Genomic DNA, 21,570 nt, shown 5'->3' on the forward strand with positions numbered 1-21,570 from the left:
CGGGTGGGTCAGTCGATGCCGAAGGCGTCGGCATAGCGGACCGTGCCGCGCGGCGGTGTGCCACCGTCCAGGGGCAGGGCCAGGAAGGCCTCGTCGGGCCAGGGCTGCGGAGGCAGGATGCCGAACCGGGCGCTGGCCGGTGCGAAGCCGAAGCGCGGGTAGTACGGCGGGTGGCCGAGGACGATCGCGGTCCGTTCGCCCGCCGCCCGAGCCGCCTCCAGCAGTGCGCGGATCACTGCGCTGCCCGCACCCCGCTTCTGGTGTGCGGGCAGCACCGCGCAGGGCGCGAGCGCGACGGCAGGCACGTCGTCGATGTAGCAGCGCGTCAGCAGGGCATGGGCGGCCAGGGTGCCGTCCGGGGCTTCGGCGACGTACGAGAATCCCGGCAGCCAGGCCGCCGGGTCGCGGCGCAGTGCGTCGACGAGGTCCGCCTCACCGGCCTCCTCGAAGGCGGCGAGGTTGATCCGTCGGACGGCCGGGATGTCCGCGGCTCGCTCGGGCCGCGGATGCCAGGGTCCGGTCGCGCCGGTGTGCCGCCCCGCGCCCCCTGTGTCGGTGTCGGTGCCGGTGTCGCTCCGCCCGTTGCTGCCGTTCGCGTTGGTCGTGTCGTTCATCGAGCGACCCCCGTCCTCCGTGCTGTCCCCGCCATCCGCGTCATTCCCGCCATCCGCGCCGTCCCCGTCGTTCCGTGCAGCGGCATCGTCGCATCGGGGTCCGACAGCCCGCCATGGGATTTCACCTCAGCGAGCCCCCGGCCGCAGTTCCTGGGCCCTGCGTCCCCGCGCCCCGCGCTTCAGTGGGCGGTGTGGCGGTCCGGGCGGCGCATCAGGAAGACCGCGGCGGAGCCGGCGGCGAAGAGGGCGAAGACCGAGAGGGCGGTGCTCACCCAGGACGAGCCGAGCCACTGGCCGCCGAAGTAGCCGAGGCTGACGCTGTAGGCGGCCCAGGCGAGGCCGGCCAGCGCGGACCAGGGGAGGAATTCGCGCACCGTGCGGTGCGCCACGCCGGCGCCCAGGCTGACCACCGAGCGTCCGGCGGGAGCGAAGCGGGCGAGTACGACGATGCCGCCGCCCCCTCGGGTGAGTGCCGCGCCGAGTCGTTTCTGTGCCGCGGTCAGGCGGCGCGAGCGGCCGATGGCCCGGTCGAAGCGGTCGCCGCCGCGCCAGGCCAGCCGGTAGGCGACCATGTCGCCGAGTACCGAGGCGGTGGCGGCGCACAGCACCAGGGAGAACATTTCGGCCAGGTGGGCTCCGCCGTGCACGGTGGCGGTGACGCCCACGGAGCCGACGGTGTCCGCGGTCGTCGTGCCGGCGGCCGTGGTGGCCGCGGCGATCACGAGTACTCCGCTGGGCAGGATCGGGACGAAGACGTCGAGGACGACCGACAGGCCGACGATCAAATACACCCACGGGGTGCCTGTGAGGGACCCCAGGTTTTCCAGCAACGTCATACTCCCGGTCCGAACCCCGCCGCGACGTCGCTTGGGGCGGCAGGGGCGGCTCTACAGCCATACAGCGTACGCCGGGAAATGTCCGGGCTGTGACCTGGGGAGCCATATGTAGTACGTGTCACGGAAGGGGTGTGCGTCCCGTCACTTCGCCGTGCCCCATCGCTCCGCCCGCCCGCTCGGGATGGGTGCGCCGCGCACGCCCGCCGCCGCGGGCGATCGGCCCGCTCGGCTGCCGCCCCGCACGCGATCGGCCCGCACGGCGAAGGTGCCGTACGGGCCGAAGCGTGGGGCGGAGGTGCGGGTGGTCCGGGCCGGTTGCGGCTGCGGGACCGGGTGTCGGGCCAGGTCAGGCGGCGGTCGGCTCGCGCTGGGCGACGGGGGTACGGGCGCGCTGCCGTTCGCCGAAGAAGAGGCGGTCGAGCGACCACGCGCCCGGACCTATGAAGACGATCAGCAGGAAGGCCCAGCAGAACATCGCGGAGGCCTCGCCGCCGTTCTGGATGGGCCACAGGGCCGTTCCCTGGTGGCTGGAAAAGTACGCGTACGCCATCGAGCCGGAGCTGATGAACGCCGCTCCTCGGGTGCCGAGGCCGGCCATCACGAGGATGCCGCCGACGAGCTGGATGACGGCCGCGTACCAGCCGGGCCAGGCGCCGGCCGGGACGGTGGAGCCGTTGCCCATCGCGCCGCCGAGGATGCCGAAGAGCGAGGAGGCGCCGTGGCAGGCGAAGAGCAGGCCGACGACGATGCGGAAGAGGCCGAGCGCATGCGGAGCTGATCGCTCGGTGAGCGCATTCAGGGGGGTGGACATGTGGGGGACTCCTACGGTTTCTGGGGACGAGGGGAACCGCTGGGAGCCCAGATTAGGTACCCCTAACCATTACTTGCAAGTTCAATCTCTGGCCAACTGTGACCGCGGAGTGAAACCTTCCGCAGCCGCCTCGTCCTGGCTCCCCGCGGGCAAGGGCACCCGCCCCGCCTCCCCGGACTCCTCCCGGGCCGCCCCTGGGCCCCCCTCCCGTACCGCCTCCCGGAGCGCCGCCCGCGCCACCGCGTCCGTATCGGCCAGCGTCACCGAGCCCACGCCGGGACGTGCCCCCGCGGCCGTCGCCCAGTGCACGCCCTCGGTCGGGACGCCGACCGCGAACCGCCGCGGATGGCGCCTGCCGTCGGCCTCGATGAGGTGGTACGGGCTCGGCGACACATCCAGGCCGCCGGTCTCGTAGCCGTCGGCCGTGTGCGGCCGGCAGCCGCCGTCGGCCAGCAGCCGGGACAGCAGCGGGTCGGCGGTACGCCGCAGATCCGGCTCCGGCAGCCGCGCCTCGATCAGCGTCGTCGCGGCCACCTCGGACCCGGGGACGTCGGGCGAGTACGCCGTGAAACAGGGCCCGACACCGTCCGCTCCGCCGTGACCGGGGCCGCTCTCCGGGCCGGGGCGGATGTCCATCCGGGGGCCGATGACGTCGAGCACCCCCGCCTCGATCAGCGCCGCCATCTCCTCTATGCGGCGCCGCGGGGGGCCGATGGACAGGAACGCGTTGAGCGGGGTGTACCAGCGGTCCAGGTGGTTGCGGCGCGAGGCACCCGTCAGCCCGCCGTGGTCGACGATCTGCCGCAGCTCGTTGCGCAGATCGCGCAGGACGTCCAGGGCCGCCTTGACCGGACCGGAGACGTTGTCCATACGGGCGTGCGCGACGTCCTGCCGCAGGTACGCGAGCAGCCACTCCCGGAAGGCGGCGCGGCCGGCGAACCGCCGGTCCGTGTGCGGCCGGGAGAGCCGGTCCCAGTCCCAGCGTTCGGCGGCCGTGATGCCGAACGCGTCGAGGGCGGCCGCCTCTTCGGGGCTCCCGGGCGCACCGGCCAGGAACCGCCCCCGGAACCCCGCGCCTGCCGCCGCGCCGCCGTCCGCCCCACGGCGGGTCAGCAGCGCCTCGTAGTAGACCGTCTCCACCTCCTTGGCGACCAGGGGCCAGACCTCCGCCAGGAAGTCGGGATGGTCACCGGAATCGGCGCGCTTGCGGAAGGCGGCTATCACGTCCGGGGTGAGCAGCAGCGGCAGATGGCGGCCGTGCGGGCCCTTCGCGTTGTCGCCGCGCGCCTGGTAGGGGATGCCGCGCCGGGAGCCCGCACGGAGCCGGGGCTCGCGTCCCGACGGCACATACGTCAGGGTGCCGTCGGCGCCGCGTACGAAGCGGCCGCCGCGCGCGGTCGTCAGCAGCGCCATGTGATCGAAGAAGTTCAGGCCGAGACCGCGCAGCAGCACCGTGCTCCCGGGGGCGGGCGCCGCCAGTTCGGCGGTCAGGTCGGCGGGGTTGGCGGGCGGCAGGTACCGCAGGCCGTGCCGGGCGGCGTAGTCGGCGAGACGCTGCTGTTCCGGGGCGGGCAGGGCCGGCAGGTGGCCCTGGGCGAGGACCACCGCGCCCAGGCCGGCGAGGGTGCGGCCGTCGTCGAGGGTGAGGGTCTGGGAGCCGTCGGGGGCCTCGGCCAGGCGCACGGCGCGGGCCGGATGGGTCACGACGTGCACGCCCTCGGGGGCGGTGCGCACGGTGTGCCGGAAGACCCATTCCAGATACCGGCCGTACTGCGCCCGCCCCGGGTAGTCGTCCGGGCCGGCCGCGCAGCCCTCCCAGTCGTGCAGGCTGGGGCCGTTGCGGATCGGGCCCGCGCACTCGACGCTGTCATCGGTGAACAGCGTGACCTGCGAGGTGACGGTGTTCATCAGCAGCTCGGGCGGCTGCGCGGTGCGCCAGACCTGGCCGGCGCCGGGCGGGGCGGGGTCGATGACATGCACGGTCAGGTGGGCGCCCGGGGCCAGTTCGGCAGCGGAGGCGCAGATCCGCTCCAGGACACTCGTTCCGCGCGGACCGGCGCCGACGACGGCGAGTGTGGGCCGGGCAGGGCGGGCGGAGGTGGGGTCGGCGGCCAAGTGGTGCACTCCCTGGGGCGGCGTACGGCCGCGGCGCGCGGTCGTACGAGGGTGGCGGGCGAGCGGATGTGCGCCCCATCATCACCGCTGGGCCCGCAGGTCCGGCACCCGGGGCGGGGTGGGGCCAAACCGCCGCGCGGCACGGCTCGCAGGTCCACCGCCCCGTGGCCGGTACCTCCCCCCGGGCGGGCCGCCCGTTGGTCAGTCGCCGACGGCCGCCGCCCCGCCCGCTTCAGCGCCTTCCCCGCCACCGCGCGTACCGGTCAGCGCGTCGCGCCAGACGGTGACGAGCCGGACCTCGTCCTGCTTCTCCTGGCGGGCCTGGTCCAGCCGCAGCCGCGCCGAACGGCCGTGCAGTGTCAGCGTCATCAGCTGATTGCCGAACCAGGGGCCGCCGGTGCGCCGCCACTTCAGCGGCGGCCGGCGCAGCCGCCCGTGCCGGGCCAGCACCTTGCCCAGCCACCGGCCCGGCCGGCTCCAGCCGAGCCGGAAGCCGGCCTGTATGGAGGCGGGGATGCTGTTGTGGACGGGGGAGCAGGTCAGTTGCAGTATCCGGCTCGTGGGCGGTCGGCCGCCGGGTGTACGGACCCCGGCCGGGCCGTCGGTGTGCGCAGGGGCTCCGGCGGTGCGGCGCCAGCGCGCTTCCGCCACGTAGGCGTGGTGCACGTCGCCGGACAGGACGCAGACGGTGGCCGGGGCCTCCGCGCCCGAACCGGCCTCGGCGAGCAGGTCGGTGAGCGCGGCGAACGATGCGGGGAAGGCCGCCCAGTGCTCCAAGTCCGCCCGTTGGCGCAGGAATTCGCCCCGGCGGGCCCAGCGCGGACCGCGTTCCCCGGCGCACAGGGCGGCGTTCCACCCCTCGGCGGCGTGGATGAGGTGCGGCAGCAGCCAGGGCAGTGAACTGCCGAGCAGGAGATGGTCGTAGGAGCCGCGGCCGTCCAGCACCTCGTGCCGCAGCCAGTCGGCCTCGGTCTTGTCGAGCATCGACCGGCGGGCCTCGTCCAGGACGCGGGTGGCCCGGGTGTCGACCATGACCAGCCGTACCCGGCCGAAGTCGCGGCGGTAGCTCCAGCGTGCACAGGCCGGGTCGGCGTCCGCGGCGGCGGCGAACTCCCGCACCAGCTCCGTACCGTCGGGCACCGCCCGCACCTGTGCGTACAGCTCGTCGGCGGCCAGCTCGGCGGGCGAGAGGTTTCCCAGGTGCTGGTGCACCCAGTACGACATCAGGCCGCCCAGGATCCGCTCGCGCCACCAGGAGGTCGCGCGCATCCGGGTCAGCCAGGCCGCGGAGGTGTTCCAGTCGTCGATCACGTCGTGGTCGTCGAAGATCATGCAGCTGGGGACCGTGGACAGCAGCCAGCGCACCTCGGGATCGAGCCAGGACTCGTAGTAGAGGAGGGTGTACTCCTCGTAGTCGGCGACCTGTTTCCAGGGTGGCTCGGTGAGGTCGCGGCGGGCGGCCAGCAGCCGGGCGGTCGCCTCCGAGGTCTGGTCGGCGTAGACCTGGTCGCCGAGCAGCAGCAGGACATCGGGGCGGGGGAGGCCGGGGGCGGCGCCCAGGGTGGCGGCGAGGGTGTCCAGTGCGTCCGGGCCGACGGGGTCGTGCGCGGCCTTCGAGGGCGTCGCCGACCAGCGGCAGGATCCGAAGGCGATACGGAGTTCGGAGCCGTCGGCGCCGGGGCCGGTGCCGGGGGCGCCCGCCCGGTCCGGCAGGGCGCGGATGACGCTGGGCGGGAAGTGGCTGTCGGGCGGCGGCCAGGCCTGCTCCTCGTCCAGGAGGACCTCGTAGGGGGTCTCGCTGCCCGGGGTCAGGCCGGTCACCGGGACCAGCGCGTAGTGGTGCCCGGCCACCTGCCAGGTGTGCTCGGCGCCGCCCGCCCCGTCGCCGCAGCGGATCCGCACCTCGCACGGACGGTCGGTCTCCACCCACACCGTCGCGCTGTCCGCGTCCACATACCGCAGCAGCGGCCCCAAGCGCAGTCCGGCCATCGCTGGGCCCTCCCCTCAGACGGGCCGGTGGGCCCGCGTGTCGCGGTCAGACCGCACTGGCCGGACCCGCCGTGTCCGTCACGCCGTGGTCAGAGGATAGGAGCAGCCGGCGCGTGGTGGGGGTGGCGGAACAGCCGCGCGCCCGCCGGCCCGGAATTCCGGGCCGGCGGGCGCGCGGTAGCGAGGCATCCCGGTAGGAGGCCGGCGGATCGGCTCAGCAGGCGTCGAGGATCTTCTTCAGGGCGGCCTTCTCCGCGGAGTCGGCCGTCATGCCGTACTCATGCTTCACCCAGACCCACATCCGGGCGTACTCGCAGTGGTACGACGCCTTCGGCGGCAGCCACTTGGCCGGGTCCTTGTCGCCCTTCGCCTGGTTGACGTTGTCGGTGACGGCGATCAGCTGGGAGTGGGTGAGGTCGTTGGCAAGCTCCTGGCGGCGCGCGGTGGTCCACTGCGCGGCACCCGACTTCCAGGCCTCGGAGAGCGGGATGACGTGGTCGATGTCCAGGTCCGCCGGCTGCGTCCAGGTCGCGTCGTCGTAGGCCGAGACCCACTTCCCGCTCGTCGCCGCGCAGCTGCCGTCCTGCTGGACGTCCGTGCCGTCACGCTTGAGGACCAGCTCGCGGGTGTTGCAGCTGTCCCCCTGGTCGATCCAGTGCGGGAACTTGTCGCGGCTGTAGCCGTCCTGCGGGCCCTCGGCCTGCTCCTTGATCTCGGTGAGGTACGTCTTGGCGGTGGCCGCGCTCGGCGGACTGGGCGGAGCCGCCTGGGCGGTCTGGCCGCTCAGCATCAGCGTGCAGACCAGGGCTGCGGCCGAGCCCGCGGCGATCGACACTCGACGCGCGTAGACCTTTGACATCGGAACTCCCTTGAAGTGGGGGGAAGTTGACGTGCGGTGCGGGCCCATGGTGGCGCTGTGGGGTTTCCATGGGATGGGCACCAGGTAACAGAGTGACGACATGCTCACGTCAGTACAAGAGTCTGACGCCACGCCATGGCCGCACGGCAGCACTCCGGTTGGGTCACCCCCGCGCACGCGCCCCCAGCAATGAGCGCGTGCTGCTGCCGGTCAACGCCACCCTCGGGGTGGTCCTCGCCGTCCTGCTCGCCGCCGCCGTGGCCATCGCCGCGGCGGCGCACCTCGGCCCTGCCAGGGCCATCCGCCGCCGGTCTGCGCGCGGCCGCCCAACTCGCCGCCCTCTCCTGCCTCATCCGCCGGGTCGTCGGCGCACTCCCCCGGCTGCTGTGCTTCCTCGCTCTGATGTTCGCGGTGGCGGTGCGTACGGCGGGGCACCGGATCACCCGGAACCGCATCTGGTGGTGGGCCGCCGGATCACCCGGAACCGCATCTGGTGGTGGGTCGCCGCACCGATCGCCCGCCGGGGTCGTTCCGGTCGTCGGCCTCCCGCTGCTGACCGGTCTGGTCCCGCCGCGCGGCCCGGCCCTCATTCCTGTGGCCGGGATCCTCACTGCTGCCGGGGCTCGATCAGACCCGGACGGTGGGGTTGGTCACACTCCCCGGTGCGTTCGTCGGGATGCTGCCGTGCGGCGCCTCACCCGTACAGGCCGGTGCGATGCAGGGGTTCGTGCTGGTGGCGCTGATGGCGGTGCAGGGGGCGGCCTGCGTGACGGTGGTGGAACCGGTCGCGCGCGGTCGGATCCACCGCGTACGCTTGACGGCAGCAGAAGGGGAGTAGCTCTTCGCCGGACCGTCGACATACTGCCTCCCTCGCGGGGGCCGGCGCCCGGAGGCCGGTATGCGTACCGCGCCAGCGAGACCTTCGGCCGCAGTGTCTGACGCTGCCGTGCCGAAGCGAACCCTCTTCCCGGGCTTTGTTCGGTGCGGCCCGACCGATCGAGGTATTCAGCCCCGTGTTCAGCTTTACCGTCGCAGCCGTCGTCTTCGGCGTCGTCTTTCTCGCCGAGCTGCCCGACAAGACCGCCCTTGCGGGCCTGATGCTCGGTACCCGCTACCGCGCCTCCTACGTCTTCGTCGGCGTCGCCGCCGCCTTCCTGGTCCATGTCGCGCTCGCCATCGCCGCGGGCAGTGTGCTCACCCTGCTCCCGCACCGCCTCGTCCAGGCCGTGGTCGGAGTGCTCTTCCTGGCCGGTGCGGCCGTCCTGCTGTTCAAGAAGGACGAGGACGAGGAAGAGGTGAAGAAGCCCGCCGACCAGAGCTTCTGGAAGGTCTCCGGGGCGGGCTTCATGATGATCCTGGTCGCCGAGTTCGGTGATCTGACCCAGATCATGACCGCGAACCTCGCGGCCCGTTACGACGATCCGCTCTCCGTCGGCGTCGGCGCGGTCCTGGCCCTGTGGGCCGTGGCGGGCCTGGGCATCCTGGGCGGCCGCACCCTGATGAAGTACGTACCGCTCAAGCTCATCACCAAGATCGCGGCCTGCGTGATGATCCTGCTCGCCGGAGTCAGCCTGTACGAGGCGGTCGCGAACTGACGGGTGCGCGGCGGACCGCCCGGCGCGATGCCGGTCCGCCGCGCCGGTCCCGCCCGGTCCGCCCGGCCCACCGCCGTTTGGCGGAGGGCGCCGGGGGTGTCCCGTTGCGGATCGGCCGGGGCATCTGTGGCAGCGGTGGGGCGGGGCCCTGGTGGCGCTCCCCTTGTGGCCTGCCCGGGGACTTCCCGCGAACCGCCCGCGGGGTCCGCTCAGGCCGTGAAGTGCAGCGCGAGGGTGCCGTCGGGCAGCGCCTCGACGCGGATCCCGGTGAGGTCGGGCACGTGGACCGTCGGGGCGAACGCGGCGGCGCGGTCGCCGATGCCGACGACCCGCATCCCCGCGGCCCGGCCGGCCTCGATGCCCGCCTCGGAGTCCTCGAAGACCAGGCAGTCCTCGGGGGCGTGACCGAGCTCGGCGGCGCCCTTGAGGAAGCCTTCCGGGTCGGGCTTGCTGGCGCTCACGCTCTCCGCGGTGATCCGGGTGGCGGGCATGGCCAAGCCGGCGGCGCCCATCCGGGCGTCGGAGAGGGCGATGTCGGCGGAGGTCACCAGGGCGTGCGGAAGGCCGGCGATCGCCTCCATGAAGGCAGGCGCGCCGGGGACCGGGATCACACCGTCCACGTCGGCGGTCTCCTGCTCCAGCATCCGGGCGTTGTCCGCCATGTTGCGGTCCATCGGGCGGTCCGGGAGCAGCGCGGCCATGGTGGCCCAGCCCTGCCGGCCGTGCACGACCTTGAGGACCTCGTCCGCAGGCAGGTGCTGCTCGGCCGCCCAACGGCGCCAGCAGCGCTCGACGACGGCCTCGGAGTTCACGAGGGTGCTGTCCATGTCGAGCAGCAGGGCGCGTGCGGTGAGCGTGGTGGTGGCCGTCATCGGCGGGCTCCTGGGCGCTACGAGCGGGGTGGTGCGGCACGCGGCGGCGCGTCGGGCGCCCTGCGGGCCGAGGAAAACAAGTGGCTCCGCCCGCCGGTCAGGGAAAACAGGCGGAACCACTTTGTTTCCATACGATACAAAACGGTACGGGGCTCCGACAAGCGGGCCCCCGCCCGGGGCTCCGGCCAGTGCTGCGGGGGCGCCGGCGACGCCCGCTCACGGCTCGCTCGTCCGCGACTCCAAAGAGGCCCGGGTGGCCGCGCCGTAGACGCCTTCCCCGTCCCCCTCCACCCCGTAGACCTCCTGGAAGCGGGCCACCGCGTCGCGCACGCCGGCGTCGTAGCGGCCGCTGTTCCCGACGCCCGCGTACAGCGCCAGCTGCCGCAGCCGCCCCTGCAGCTCCGTCACCTCCGGACCGCTGGACCCCTCGCGCAGCACGATCGGCCCGGTGGCGGGGGCGGTCGCCCCCGCCCCGCCCGGGGCGTGGGTGACGCTGCCGTCCGCCCTCGTCGGCGCGGGAGGCGGAGCCGAGGAGGCGTGCGGGTCCGCGGAGGATCCCGGGAGCGGCCCGGCGCTCGCCCCCGAGGACGCGGACGGTGCGCGCGGCGCGGCCGGCCCGGACGGTGTGCCGCTCCCGGTGGGGCCGGTGGGGCCGCTCGTCGGGAAGGCGGCGGTGGGGGCGACCGTCCCGCGGTCGGGGGGCGCCGCCCGGTCCCGCTCGCCGCCGGACAGCGCCTCGCTGCCGATCAGCACCGAGGCGGCGGCCACCGCGGCCGCGACGGCCGCGAGCGTGGCGGGTAACGCCCGCTTGCGACGGCGCGGGGAGGTGGCGGGAGCGGGGGAGGCCGGCGGTGCGGGCGCGGGCGAGGCCGCGGCCGGAGCGAAAGATTCCGCGCCCGAGGAGGCGGCGGACGAGGTGCCGGACGGGGCGTCGGACGAGGTGAACGTCCGGGAGGTCGGCCCGGCGCGGCGCGGCGCGGGGAACAGGGGCGGATCGGACGCCTCAGCACCCGGCGGCGGGCCCTCGGATAACCGTCCCGGAAGGCCACCCGCACCCGGGTCCGCGACCGGGCCCGCGCCGCCCGCACCGCCCCCCGCCTCCCCGGCCTCTCCCGCCTGGTACGTACCGCTGCCCTCGTACGTATCGGCGCCCTGGTACGTGTCGCTGCCCTGGTACGCATGCGCGCCCTCGTACGTATCGGTGCCCTCCGGCAGTGACACGTACGGCCGTATGTGCAGCGGGTCGAAGTCCTCCTCGCCGGCCGCCGCGCACAGGCACGTGGGGCGGCCGTCGCCGCGTACGGGGGCAAAGCAGTGCGGGCATGTCGGTGCCGTCACGAGTGGTCCCCTCCCGGGATAGAGCCCTCGAACCGGCAGCGATTATCCAGACCCGGGACGGTCCGCACAGGCACTCCGGAACATCCGCCGGGCATCGTCCGTGCGGCGGTCGGGGGTGGCGGTCGGGGGTGGCGGTCGGGGAGGGGGAGCCGCAACCCGTCCCCAGGGGGACTCGGCGGGCCGATTCCGCCGAAACCACCCAGGATGGAAGAAGCCCGAAGGGCGGCCCCCTACCGGGGATGCGGTCAAGTACCGCGCGGCGCGGCCCGGAACCGGCGGCTGCCGGCGCAGAGCGCGGTCCGAGCAGAAGCAGCGGCAGACAGCAGAAAGGGGAGATGTTCATGGCGCAGGACACCAGCGCTCCTGCCGTCCCCGGCGAGGGGCAGTCCCCACGGACGATCCTCGTCGCGATCGGCGCGCTGCTGCTCGGCCTGCTCATCGCGGCGCTCGACCAGACCATCGTCGCCACCGCCCTGCCCACGATCGTCAGCGAACTCGGCGGCCTCGACCATCTCTCCTGGGTGGTCACCGCGTACCTCCTGGCCTCGACGGCCGCGACCCCGCTGTGGGGCAAGCTCGGTGACCAGTACGGGCGCAAGAGGCTGTTCCAGACCGCCATCGTGATCTTCCTGATCGGCTCGGTGCTCTGCGGCATCGCCCAGAACATGCCGCAGCTCATCGGCTTCCGTGCGCTCCAGGGCCTGGGCGGCGGCGGTCTGATCGTGCTGTCGATGGCGATCGTCGGCGATATCGTGCCGCCCCGCGAACGCGGGAAGTACCAGGGCCTGTTCGGCGCCGTCTTCGGCGGCACGAGCGTGCTGGGGCCGCTGCTCGGCGGACTGTTCGTGGACCACCTCAGCTGGCGCTGGGTCTTCTACATCAACGTCCCGATCGGCATCATCGCGCTGGCCGTCATCGCCGCCGTGCTGCACATCCCCGTACGCCGCACCCCGCACCGCATCGACTACCCCGGCACCGCCCTGATCGCCGCCGTCGCCGCCTGCTTCGTCCTGATGACCTCGCTCGGCGGCGTCAGCTACCCGTGGGGCTCCTGGCAGATCATCGGGCTCGGTGCGCTCGGGGTCGTCCTGCTCGGCGCCTTCATCCTCGTCGAGCGCCGCGCCGCCGAACCCGTGCTCCCGCTGCGCCTGTTCACCCTGCGCACCTTCAGCCTCACCGCGGTCATCGGCTTCGTCATCGGCTTCGCGATGTTCGGATCGATGACGTACCTGCCGACGTTCCTGCAGGTCGTACAGGGCGTCTCCCCGACGATGTCCGGTGTGCACATGCTGCCGATGGTGCTCGGCATGCTGATCTCCTCCACCGGCTCCGGACAGATCGTCAGCCGCACCGGCCGCTACAAGGTCTTCCCCATCGCCGGCACCGCCGTCGTCGCCATCGGCCTGCTGCTCCTGCACCAGCTCGATCCGTCCAGCGGCGTCGTCGCCATGAGCGCCTACTTCTTCGTCTTCGGCTTCGGGCTCGGCCTGGTCATGCAGGTGCTGGTGCTCATCGTGCAGAACGCCGTCGACTACAAGGACCTGGGCGTCGCCACCTCGGGCGCCACGTTCTTCCGCTCCATCGGCGCCTCGTTCGGCGTGTCCATCTTCGGCACGATCTTCGCCAACAAGCTCCGGCCGCGCATCGCCGACGCCCTCGCCGGGCAGCAACTGCGGCCCGGCGTCGACCCGTCGAGGATCGCCGAGGACCCACGGACCGTCGGGCAGCTGCCGGCGCGGCAGGCGGCCGGTGTGCTCCACGCCTACTCCGTCTCCATCACCGACGTCTTCCTCTACGGCGTCCCCGTCGTGCTCATCGCCTTCGTGCTGGCCTGGTTCCTCAAGGAGGAGCCGTTGCGCAGCAGCGTCACCGCCCCCGACACCTCCGAGGTGCTCTCCTCCAACCCCGTCGAGCGCTCGTCACGGGACGAGGTCGCCCGCGCGCTGTCCAAACTCGGCAGCATGGAAGGGCGCAAGCACATCTACGAGAAGATCACCGCGCGGGCCGGCCTGGACCTGAGACCGGCGGCCAGCTGGCTGGTGCTGCGCGTCCACCGCTACGGCTCGGTGGAGCCGGGGCTGCTCGCCGAACGCAGCACCGTGCCGTGGGGCGTGATCTCCGAGGGCGTCCGGCAGATCGAGGAACGCGGACTCGCCCAACGGGAGGGGCTGATGCTGCTGCTCACCGACCGCGGCCGGGAGACGGCGTCGCGGCTCGCCGCCGCACGGCAGGCGTCCCTCGCGGAGATGCTGGGCGACTGGTGGACACCGGACCGGCCCACCGACCTCAGCGAACTCGTCCGGGAGTTGACCGCGGAACTCTGCGGCTCGGACGCGGAGGAACCGCACAACGGCGACGCCCGGCACGCCGCGACCCGCACCCCGCCCGCGTCCCCGCGACCGCCCGACCTGGCCAAGTAGCCGTCGGAGGGGCCCGGTCGAGCAGCGGCGGCAGGCCCGCTGGGCGGCTACCCGCTCCGGCACCTCCAGCCGCTTCCGCAGCCGTTTCTTCGGCTGCTACTCCAGCCGCTTCTCGAAAAAGATCTCCGCGTACCGGTCCTGGTGGTACGGATCGATCTCCACGAACCCGTGCCGCCGGTAGAGCGCGATGGCCTCCACCAGGTCCAGCCGGGTGTCCAGCCGGATGCGCTCGGCCCCCATCCGGACCGCGGCCCGCTCGGCCGCCGTGAGCAGTGTGCTCGCGCCTCCGCTGCCGCGCTGCGCGGTCCGTACGTACATCTGCTTGAGCTCGGCGGTCCGCGCGTCCAGCAGCCGCACACCGGCGCAGCCCGCCACGACGGCGCCGTGCCGGGCCACCAGCAGCAGTCCGTCCGGCGGTGCCAGATCGCCGGCCGGATACGCCGCCACCCCCTCGTCGATCTCCTCCGGAGTCGAGCGGCGTCCCTCGTGCAGCGCGAAATACCGGTCGGCTACCTCGGTGTAGTAATCCCTCAAGAGGGCCATGGCGTCCGGCGAACCGGGCGGTTCGACGGATACGGCCCAGGGGAGACGGAGCGTGCCGGTGTCACTCATGGGCGTCATTGTGACGCGCCGCCGGAGCCCGGCAAACGGATTTTTTGCGGGCGGTCCGCTCCGCAGACACGAGCGCTGCCGGGGGGCGGCCGGCGGTCACGCAGCCACGAGGCGCGGCGGGGCGCCGCCGGGGCCCGGCGCCGCCCCGCCGTCGTGGGGTCAGGCCTGCTTGGGGCCTGCCTGCTGCACGACCTCGAAGGACCACAAGGTGGACCCGGACGCGGCGGGCTTGGGCCGCTCGCCGCCGCCGGCTCCGCCGCCCTCGCCGCCGCCCTGGTGCGCGGCCTTCATCGGGCCCTCCATCCAGGCCTGGAAGGACTCCTCGTCACGCCAGCGGGTGTACACCAGGTACTGGTCGGTGCCCTCGACGGGGCGCAGCAGCTCGAACCACTCGAAGCCGTCCGAGCTGTCCACGGACCCGGCGCGGGCGCCGAAGCGCTTCTCGAGGACGTCCCGCTGCTCGGCAGGCACGGTCAGTGCGTTGATCTTCACGATGCTCATGCCGACCATCGTGCCGCATGGGGCAAAAGCGAGCGGATCGGCCCCACCCCACCTGCCGTGCGTCCCCCGGCCCCGGCCCTCACCCGTGCAGCTTCAGCCCCTTGGTGATCTTGTCGACGATGCCGCGCGGGCCGTACACGGCGAGCCCCACCAGGTCGAGCGCGTCGGCGGCCACCGCTCGCACCGCCGCCCGGTTGTCGTCGTCGTTCCCGGTGGCGAACATGTCGGCGGTGTAGAGCGCGGTCGGCACACCGCGGCTGAGGGCCCGGGTGTGCGTACGTGTCAGCGTCCCGGCGTCGGCGGCGTAGCAGAGCACCGGCTCACGCAGCAGCGCCAGGTAGTCGTGCCCCGAGGCGTCCTCGTACGGCTTGCCCATGATGCCGTCACCGGCGTGCGCGATACCGCTCGCGAGGAAGGCCGTGACGTTCAGTTTCTGCCAGACGGCCAGGTCGTCACGGACGACGACGGCGATCTTCGTCTCGAAGCGGAGCGGGGACGGCGCGGACCCGGCGGGCCGGATGGTCGGTGTAGTCATGACGGGAGTCTCGTCCGGCATCCGGACGTCCGTCTTGAACGCTGGTGCGGCGCGGCAGACTGGGGGGATGAGCAGGCGAGGGACCGGGGACGGGGCCGAGAGCGCGGACCATGCCGGGAGCGGGGACTGGGCGCGGTACTGGCGCGATCCGGACCGGCCGCTGGAGGCCATGCACGCGCACTTCGAGCGGCATGTCTTCCACCCGCACAGCCACGACGCCTATTCGTTCGCCGTGACGGAGTCCGGCGCGCAGCGCTTCACCTGCCGGGGCGCCGGCCACACCAGCGCCGCCGGCATGGTGATGGCCTTCAACCCGGACGACCCGCACGACGGGGAATCGGCCTCCGAACCGGGCTTCACCTACCGGATCATGCACATCGGCCCGGACGTCGTCCGGGAGGTCCTCGACGACGTCACCGACGGCCGCGGCGCGATGCCGCTCTTCGACCGGCCGGTGGTCGACGACCCGGTGCTCGCCCGTGCCCTCCGCAGGCTGCACCCCGCACTCGTCGGCGCCGCCGACCCGCTCGTACGGGAGGAGCGGCTGAGCGCCGCCGTCGAGGCCATGGTGCGGCGCAACGCCCGCCGCGGCGCCGGGCCGTCCGGGCCGCGTGAGCTGCCGGTGGGCGCGCAGACCCGGGCCGCCCGGCGTGCCCGCGACCTTCTGACGGTCTCCTGGGACCAGCCGCTGACCGCCCAGGACCTCGCCGCCGCCGCGGGGTGCAGCCGGTTCGCGCTCTACCGTGCGTTCCGCGCGGAATACGGCATGGCGCCCAGCGATTTCCAGCGGCTGCTGCGGCTGCGCCGCGCCCGTGCCCTGCTCACCGCGGGACACGGCGCCGCCGAGGCGGCGACCGCGGCCGGCTTCGCCGACCAGGCGCACTTCCACCGCTGGTTCGTGCGCTGCTTCGGCATCACGCCCGGGACGTTCCGGCGCGCCGCCGCTGCCGCCGGACCACCAGCAGCACCGTGAGCACCACCAGGAGCACCACCACCGACACCCCGCCGACCACCAGCGTCCAGACCGGCACCCCGCCCACCTTCAGCAGCGAGTACGTGTAAGTGACGCGCTGATACGGCGTGTCGGCGGCGGCCCGGCGCAACTCGTGGTCCCCGCTGATGCGTTGCGGCTCGGGGAAATGCTGGTCGAGGGCGGTCAGATAGGTGCGGCCACCGCGCGCCAGGTCGCGCACCGCGCCCTTCGGCGCGATCCGTCCGGCGAAGAACACCTCCGGATCCGACCCTCCGATGGCGCCGCGCGGCTCCATCCGGTGCTTGGCGAGCACATAGAGCCCCAGCGACTGCGGTGTGGTGGCGAGCCTCGACAGCCGCATCGGATACACCGGCCGGTCGCTGGCGAAGGACATCCGCAGCGGATCGAGGGTGCCGCTCAGACGGCTGTCCTTCTCGGCGGGCGCCAGCCGGATCGCGACGTACTCCCAGCGCTGCGCGACGTACGGCCGCAGTGCGGTCGCGAGGGAGGGCGGCAGCCGGAAGCCGTGGGACCTCAGCCAGTCGCGCAGCGCGCCGGGGTCGGTCGCGGTCAGCCGGGCGACGTCGAAGGGGCCCAGCTGTTCCCGGCCGACGACGCCGACCCCCGGGCCCTCGCTTCGGGGCGCCGGGGCCGCCGCCCCGTCCATGTCCGAGGCGAACGGCCAGTCATGGCTCTCGGGCCAGAAGTAGTGACGCCGTTCGACGGCCGGCGCGGTGAGCGCGGCGAGGTCGGTGAACAGGGCCGGGTCGCCCAGCTCCACCTCGGCGCGGTGCGGCACCGGCATGATCCACGCGGCGTCGCGCGCGGTGCCGTCCACCGTCAGGCTCATCACGATCTCTTCGCGCTTCCCGTCCCAGCGCACCGCCGAGGTCTCCCGGTTCACCGCCATCGTGGTCTTCGGATCGACCACCATCGCCCCGCACCCACAGGCGTACGCCGGCCGGGCCAGTGAGACCAGTTGCACCGCCAGCAGCAACAGCACCACCAGCAGTGCCCGCCGCCGCCCCGGACTGCTGCGCGCCGTCACCGTGTCCATGGTCGCCCCCGTTCGTTTCTGCCGACCGCACCCCTCGCGCCTCGGCAGGGGCACAGACGGCCGCGCGGCCCCGATGGTTCCGCACACCGGAACCGACGGGAGGGGCGCGGCTGCGGACGCACTCCTCTAGCGTCGGACCATGTCGAAGTCCGGGAAGGTGTCCCAGAAGGTGTCGAACAACGTGTCGGACCCGGAATCAGGACCGCAGCGCCCGCCCCGTCCCGCCGGCTGGCGGAGGCTGGCATTCCGGCTGCCGGTCCACCTCTACCGGGCGGGCCTCGGCGGCATCTTCGGTGGTCGGCTGCTGCTTCTGCACCACGTCGGGCGGACGTCGGGGCAGCCGCGGCAGGTCGTCCTCGAAGTGGTGGCGCACGACCGCGAGGCCCGCACCTGGACGCTGGCGTCCGGCTTCGGCCCCGGCTCGCACTGGTACCGCAACCTCCAGGCGCATCCCCGCGTCACGATCCAGGTCGGCCGCCGCCGGCACGCCGTCACCGCCCGTTTCCTCACCCCGGAGGAAGGCGGCCGGGTCATGGCCCGCTACGCCCCGAGGCACCCCAGGACGGCCAGGAAACTGTCGGCGTACATGGGCTTCACCGTGGACGGCAGCGTCGAGAGCTACCGCCGCGTGGGGGAGCAGATCCCCTTCGTACGCCTCGACGAGCGCTGACCGCACGGGTGTGGGCCGGACGGTTCCGATCGCGGTGCCGGTCGCGCGGTGCCGAGGCGGCCGACCTCGCGGTGCGCGGCCTGACGGCTCGGGGAAACACCGGGCCGCAAGCAGAACCGCCGGTCCGCTCCCCCTGGGAGGAGCGGACCGGCGGCACCGGTGTCGGGAGCGTCGCGGCCTCAGGCCTTCGCCGGCTCCTGGTGCGAGGCGCGGACGACCTCGCGGGCCTCGGCGTCCGTCTCGACGGACGGGGGCGAGCCGGGCAGCGGCTTGCGGGCGCTCTCGGACATCAGCCAGACGGCGATGCCGCCGATGACGGCCGCCGCCATCATGTAGTAGGCGGGCATCATCTTGTTGCCGGTCGCGCCGATCAGGGCCGTGACCACCAGCGGAGTCGTACCGCCGAACAGCGACACCGAGATGTTGAAGCCGATCGACAGCGAGCCGTAGCGCACCCTCGTCGGGAACAGCGCGGGCAGCGTGGACGGCATCGTCGAGGTGAAGCACACCAGCAGCAGCCCCAGCGCGGCCATCCCCAGCGCGATCGCGATCAGCGAGCCCTGCCGGATCAGCAGCAGAGCGGGCACGGACAGCACCAGGAAGCCGATGCAGCCCGCGGCGATGACGGGACGGCGGCCGTAGCGGTCGGTGAGCCGGCCGGCGAACGGCTGGACGCCCATCATCACGACCATCACCGCGAGGACGACCAGCAGGCCGTGCGTCGCGTCGTACTTGAGCTCCGAGGTCAGGTAGCTCGGCATGTACGAGAGCAGCATGTAGTCGGTGACGTTGAAGACCAGGACGAGGCCGACGCACAGCAGCATCGACCGCCACTGGCCGAGGACCATCTCGCGGATACCGATCCGCTTCTCGGCCTTGCGGCGCTCCTTCTCCTTCGACCGCGCCTCCTTCTCCAGCTGCGCGAAGGCGGGGGTCTCCTCCAGCCGCATCCGCAGGTAGAGGCCGATGATGCCCATCGGGCCCGCGATCAGGAACGGGATGCGCCAGCCCCAGGAGTTGAGGTCGCCGGTGGACAGCAGCGCCGTCATCAGGGTGACGAGACCGGCACCGCCGACGTAACCGGCCAGCGTGCCGAACTCCAGCCAGCTGCCGAGGAATCCGCGCTTCTTGTCGGGCGCGTACTCGGCGATGAAGGTGGACGCGCCACCGTATTCACCACCGGTGGAGAAACCCTGCACGAGCCGGGCCACGAGCAGCAGGATCGGTGCCCCGACGCCGATGGAGGCGTACGACGGGATCAGGCCGATGGCGAAGGTGCCCGCCGCCATCATGATCATTGTGATCGCGAGGACCTTCTGCCGGCCGATCCGGTCGCCGAGCGGCCCGAAGACCATCCCGCCGATGGGGCGCACCAGGAAGGCCGCCGCGAACGCTCCGAACGTTGACAGCAACTGCGCGGTCGGGTTCCCGGACGGGAAGAAGACATGTCCGAGGGTGACCGCGATGTAGCTGTAGACGCCGAAGTCGAACCACTCCATCGCATTGCCGAGTGCGGCCGCGGACACCGCACGCTTGACCATCGCCGGGTCGACGACGGTGACCTCACCGGACGACGGCTTGCGGAGGTCGGGTGCGCCGGCGTCGGCACGGCCACTGTCGTGGGCGGCACGGCTTGTGCCTTCGGTAGGGGGCCCGGGTGCGACGGGGGACTGCGTCGGCACGTGTTCGCTCGCCTGCGCTCTCTTGCTCGACTACATGGAAACGCCCGCCATGGAGTGACGGGGCAAAGGTCGACCATAGGGGCAGACCGGATCATCACGGACGGTGCGCGGATGACCGCGCAGTCGGCCGTATACCCGCTCCTTGCAGGGGAAACGCACTTTTTCGAAGCGTTCCGAAGAGCTCGGGTCTGTGATCCATATCGCGGTGATCCGCCGCAACCGAGCGCCGGTGTGACCTCGCGCACGCCCGTTCCGGCCGTCCGGGCGGACAAAAAACGGCGCGGTGGCGCCCTCGCACCACCGCGCCGATGGATCGTCGCGTTCGTCCAGGATCCGGCATCCGGGCGCACCCCGCCACTCGGCGGCCCGCGCCCGCCGCCGGCTCACGGCATCCAGGCCTCGTACGACATCACGTCACCCGCCTTGAGCCGGAAATCGGGGAGGTCCTTGGTGACCGTGATCTCGTTGCCCAGGAGGTCGCCGGTGACCGGGTCGAGGATCACCATCTGCCGGGCGCCGTCCATGCTCCCGTCGTGCCCCCGGTAGACGTATGCCTGGCCGTGGCGGCCGAGCCGGTCGGTGACCGCCCCCGCGGGCTTCAGCTCACCCGTGTCGGCCAGCATCCGCGCGATGGCGGCGGTCTCCCGCGGCCCCGGCGTCCACTCGTCACGGTACGAGGAGAGGGCCTGCAGCAGCTGCGTCGTGCCGTCGTCCGCGTCTCCGTACAGCCACGAGAGGGTCTCGCGCAGTTCGTCGGGGTCGGTCGGCGGCCGGGTGCGCGAGGCCAGGCCGCTGTGCAGGCCCTCCGAGCCCGCCGGATACGTCTTGTGGTGCAGCACCTTGCCGTCGTTCACCGTGCGCCAGGTGCCGTCGTCGTCGTGGATGACCGGGCGCCCGGGGTGCTGCGGATCGGTGGCCACGACCATCTCGGAGCCGCTGCCGTCGGCGTTCCAGTGGGTGATGTGCTCCTCCGGCACGACCACCGGAGGCGCCGCGTCCGGGCCCGACTCCATGCTCATGTACCAGCTCTGCAGATGACTGCCCCGGCTCGGCCCGTCGTCGGGACCCGCGGCCCGCGCCGTCGCCTCCGCCCGCCGGGCCAGCTCCGCCAGCGGTACGAGGGCGCCGGAACGCAGCTGGAGGGCGACGGGCACGGCGGCGGCCGGTGTGCTGCCGGCGTCGGACAGGGTGAACGTCAGCGCGACGAGCAGGGCGCCCGACGCCGCGCCGATCACCATCACCCGCCGCCGCCAGGTCCGCGGGCGGGCGCCGTGCAGCAGCCGGTTCAGCCGGCGCTCGGCATCGGGCGTCAACTCCCGCTCTCTCCACGGCCCTTGACCGGACGGCGCGGGATCGTGCTGCCGCAGCAGCTCCAGTTCATCCGTCATGTGCGGCCGCCTCCTGCTGCTCGTACGGTCATGCTTACGGACGGGGTGGCGGGCGGCGGCGGAGTACGGGGCGGTGGCGGGGCCGGTGCCGCCACCGCCGGTCCTGCCGCCGCGTCCGTAGTCGCGCCCCCCGCCGTGTCCGGCCGTATCCGCTCGATCTGCGTACGGAGCCGTCCGCGGGCCCGGTGCAGCCGCATCGCCGCCGCGCTCCGGCCGCACCCCAGGGTCACCGCCAGCTCCTCGACGGTGAGCTCCTCCCAGGCCGTCAGCCGCAGCACCTCCTGGTCGGCGGGGGAGAGGCGGGCCAGCGCCTCGTGCACCCAGGAGCCGGGGCGCTCCGCGTCCGGGCTGTCCACGGTCTGCCGGCGGTGGGCGGCCTCGTGGTTGCCGAGCCGGTGCAGCAGCCGCCGGTAGCGGCCCAGCCCGCGCACCGTGTTGGCCAGGCAGTTCCGCGCCACTCCGTACAGCCAGGGCAGCGAGGCGTCGGGAAGGTCGGCGCGGCGTCTCCAGGCTGTGGAGAAGACCTCCGCGACCACTTCCTCGACTTCGTGTGCCTGTCCGTCCAACCGGCGGGCCACGAAGCGGCTGACCGCCCAGTAGTGCGCGCGATAGGCATCGGCGAAGGCTTCGTCCGTGCTCATGACCCGTAGGTGTCCGGCATGCCCCCGATCTTCACACCTGCCGCCGGTGAATCCTTCCGGGC

General features: G+C 73.1%; 19 protein-coding genes and 1 pseudogene. 5 read left to right on the plus strand and 15 right to left on the minus strand.

Annotated features, from left to right (window positions below):
• Nucleotides 1-8: 8 nt before the first annotated feature.
• The 6 genes from ACIRQ7_RS14515 to ACIRQ7_RS14540 all read right to left on the minus strand — a co-directional run bounded on the left by ACIRQ7_RS14515 (nucleotide 9) and on the right by ACIRQ7_RS14540 (nucleotide 7,224).
• Nucleotides 9-614 (minus strand): GNAT family N-acetyltransferase, encoded by a 606-nt coding sequence (locus ACIRQ7_RS14515; protein WP_404262538.1) that lies wholly within the window; start codon nucleotides 612-614, stop codon nucleotides 9-11.
• A 179-nt stretch (nucleotides 615-793) separates the two neighbouring features.
• Nucleotides 794-1,450, minus strand: coding sequence for a DedA family protein (locus ACIRQ7_RS14520; protein ID WP_404262539.1), 657 nt, complete (start codon nucleotides 1,448-1,450; stop codon nucleotides 794-796).
• A 346-nt stretch (nucleotides 1,451-1,796) separates the two neighbouring features.
• Nucleotides 1,797-2,261 carry a DoxX family protein gene (locus ACIRQ7_RS14525; RefSeq protein WP_401472060.1) on the minus strand — a complete coding sequence of 155 codons (465 nt, stop codon included), beginning with the start codon at nucleotides 2,259-2,261 and terminating at the stop codon, nucleotides 1,797-1,799.
• Nucleotides 2,262-2,342: 81 nt separating this feature from the next.
• Nucleotides 2,343-4,376: an FAD/NAD(P)-binding protein gene (locus ACIRQ7_RS14530; RefSeq protein WP_404262541.1), complete on the minus strand. Its 2,034-nt coding sequence runs from the start codon at nucleotides 4,374-4,376 to the stop codon at nucleotides 2,343-2,345.
• A 201-nt stretch (nucleotides 4,377-4,577) separates the two neighbouring features.
• The gene (locus tag ACIRQ7_RS14535; protein WP_404262542.1) at nucleotides 4,578-6,365 is read right to left on the minus strand and encodes an alkaline phosphatase D family protein; all 1,788 of its coding nucleotides are present in this window, start codon (nucleotides 6,363-6,365) and stop codon (nucleotides 4,578-4,580) included.
• Between the two features lie 214 nt (nucleotides 6,366-6,579).
• A complete protein-coding gene (locus tag ACIRQ7_RS14540) occupies nucleotides 6,580-7,224 on the minus strand; it encodes an HNH endonuclease family protein (RefSeq protein ID WP_404262544.1) in 645 nt (214 codons plus the stop codon).
• A 197-nt stretch (nucleotides 7,225-7,421) separates the two neighbouring features.
• Between ACIRQ7_RS14540 and ACIRQ7_RS14545 the strand changes: the two are divergent.
• Nucleotides 7,422-8,062 (plus strand): annotated as a pseudogene (locus ACIRQ7_RS14545) (ABC transporter permease).
• A 175-nt stretch (nucleotides 8,063-8,237) separates the two neighbouring features.
• Entirely contained in the window at nucleotides 8,238-8,819 is a 582-nt protein-coding gene (locus ACIRQ7_RS14550; protein ID WP_404262545.1) for a TMEM165/GDT1 family protein, read from the plus strand.
• 209 nt (nucleotides 8,820-9,028) lie between these two features.
• Here the strand turns inward: ACIRQ7_RS14550 and ACIRQ7_RS14555 are convergent, their stop codons facing one another.
• A complete protein-coding gene (locus tag ACIRQ7_RS14555) occupies nucleotides 9,029-9,691 on the minus strand; it encodes an HAD-IA family hydrolase (protein ID WP_401472075.1) in 663 nt (220 codons plus the stop codon).
• A 216-nt stretch (nucleotides 9,692-9,907) separates the two neighbouring features.
• Entirely contained in the window at nucleotides 9,908-11,029 is a 1,122-nt protein-coding gene (locus ACIRQ7_RS14560; RefSeq protein WP_404262547.1) for a peptidoglycan-binding protein, read from the minus strand.
• Nucleotides 11,030-11,370: 341 nt separating this feature from the next.
• Between ACIRQ7_RS14560 and ACIRQ7_RS14565 the strand changes: the two genes are divergently transcribed.
• Nucleotides 11,371-13,449, plus strand: coding sequence for a DHA2 family efflux MFS transporter permease subunit (locus tag ACIRQ7_RS14565; RefSeq protein ID WP_404262548.1), 2,079 nt, complete (start codon nucleotides 11,371-11,373; stop codon nucleotides 13,447-13,449).
• 96 nt (nucleotides 13,450-13,545) lie between these two features.
• Here the strand turns inward: ACIRQ7_RS14565 and ACIRQ7_RS14570 are convergent, their stop codons facing one another.
• The 3 genes from ACIRQ7_RS14570 to ACIRQ7_RS14580 all read right to left on the minus strand — a co-directional run bounded on the left by ACIRQ7_RS14570 (nucleotide 13,546) and on the right by ACIRQ7_RS14580 (nucleotide 15,097).
• On the minus strand, nucleotides 13,546-14,061 hold the full coding sequence (locus ACIRQ7_RS14570) for a GNAT family N-acetyltransferase (protein WP_404262550.1): 516 nt from the start codon (nucleotides 14,059-14,061) through the stop codon (nucleotides 13,546-13,548).
• A 159-nt stretch (nucleotides 14,062-14,220) separates the two neighbouring features.
• Nucleotides 14,221-14,562 (minus strand): antibiotic biosynthesis monooxygenase family protein, encoded by a 342-nt coding sequence (locus ACIRQ7_RS14575; protein WP_404262552.1) that lies wholly within the window; start codon nucleotides 14,560-14,562, stop codon nucleotides 14,221-14,223.
• 79 nt (nucleotides 14,563-14,641) lie between these two features.
• Nucleotides 14,642-15,097 (minus strand): DUF2000 family protein, encoded by a 456-nt coding sequence (locus ACIRQ7_RS14580; protein ID WP_404262554.1) that lies wholly within the window; start codon nucleotides 15,095-15,097, stop codon nucleotides 14,642-14,644.
• Nucleotides 15,098-15,164: 67 nt separating this feature from the next.
• Here ACIRQ7_RS14580 and ACIRQ7_RS14585 point away from each other — a divergent pair, with 67 nt between their 5' ends.
• Nucleotides 15,165-16,070, plus strand: coding sequence for an AraC family ligand binding domain-containing protein (locus tag ACIRQ7_RS14585; RefSeq protein WP_404262555.1), 906 nt, complete (start codon nucleotides 15,165-15,167; stop codon nucleotides 16,068-16,070).
• Here ACIRQ7_RS14585 and ACIRQ7_RS14590 read toward each other — a convergent pair.
• Complete coding sequence (locus tag ACIRQ7_RS14590) at nucleotides 16,012-17,127, minus strand: DUF2330 domain-containing protein (RefSeq protein WP_404262557.1); 1,116 nt, start codon at nucleotides 17,125-17,127, stop codon at nucleotides 16,012-16,014. The two genes, ACIRQ7_RS14585 and ACIRQ7_RS14590, sit on opposite strands and share 59 nt — an antisense overlap.
• A gap of 139 nt (nucleotides 17,128-17,266) precedes the next feature.
• Here ACIRQ7_RS14590 and ACIRQ7_RS14595 point away from each other — a divergent pair, with 139 nt between their 5' ends.
• Nucleotides 17,267-17,797: a nitroreductase family deazaflavin-dependent oxidoreductase gene (locus ACIRQ7_RS14595; RefSeq protein ID WP_404262558.1), complete on the plus strand. Its 531-nt coding sequence runs from the start codon at nucleotides 17,267-17,269 to the stop codon at nucleotides 17,795-17,797.
• 179 nt (nucleotides 17,798-17,976) lie between these two features.
• On the opposite strand, the gene proP is transcribed toward ACIRQ7_RS14595, so the two are convergent.
• From proP to ACIRQ7_RS14610, 3 genes are all read right to left on the minus strand, one after another.
• Complete coding sequence (gene proP / locus ACIRQ7_RS14600) at nucleotides 17,977-19,479, minus strand: glycine betaine/L-proline transporter ProP (protein WP_404262560.1); 1,503 nt, start codon at nucleotides 19,477-19,479, stop codon at nucleotides 17,977-17,979.
• A 383-nt stretch (nucleotides 19,480-19,862) separates the two neighbouring features.
• Nucleotides 19,863-20,867, minus strand: a complete 1,005-nt coding sequence (locus tag ACIRQ7_RS14605) for a CU044_5270 family protein (RefSeq protein ID WP_404262562.1) — start codon at nucleotides 20,865-20,867, stop codon at nucleotides 19,863-19,865.
• Nucleotides 20,864-21,508 (minus strand): RNA polymerase sigma factor, encoded by a 645-nt coding sequence (locus ACIRQ7_RS14610; RefSeq protein ID WP_404262564.1) that lies wholly within the window; start codon nucleotides 21,506-21,508, stop codon nucleotides 20,864-20,866. Before ACIRQ7_RS14610 ends, ACIRQ7_RS14605 begins: the two co-directional genes overlap by 4 nt.
• Nucleotides 21,509-21,570: the final 62 nt, after the last annotated feature.

The sequence above is a fragment of the Streptomyces sp. NPDC101393 genome, from assembly GCF_044767385.1.
Lineage (GTDB): Bacteria > Actinomycetota > Actinomycetes > Streptomycetales > Streptomycetaceae > Streptomyces.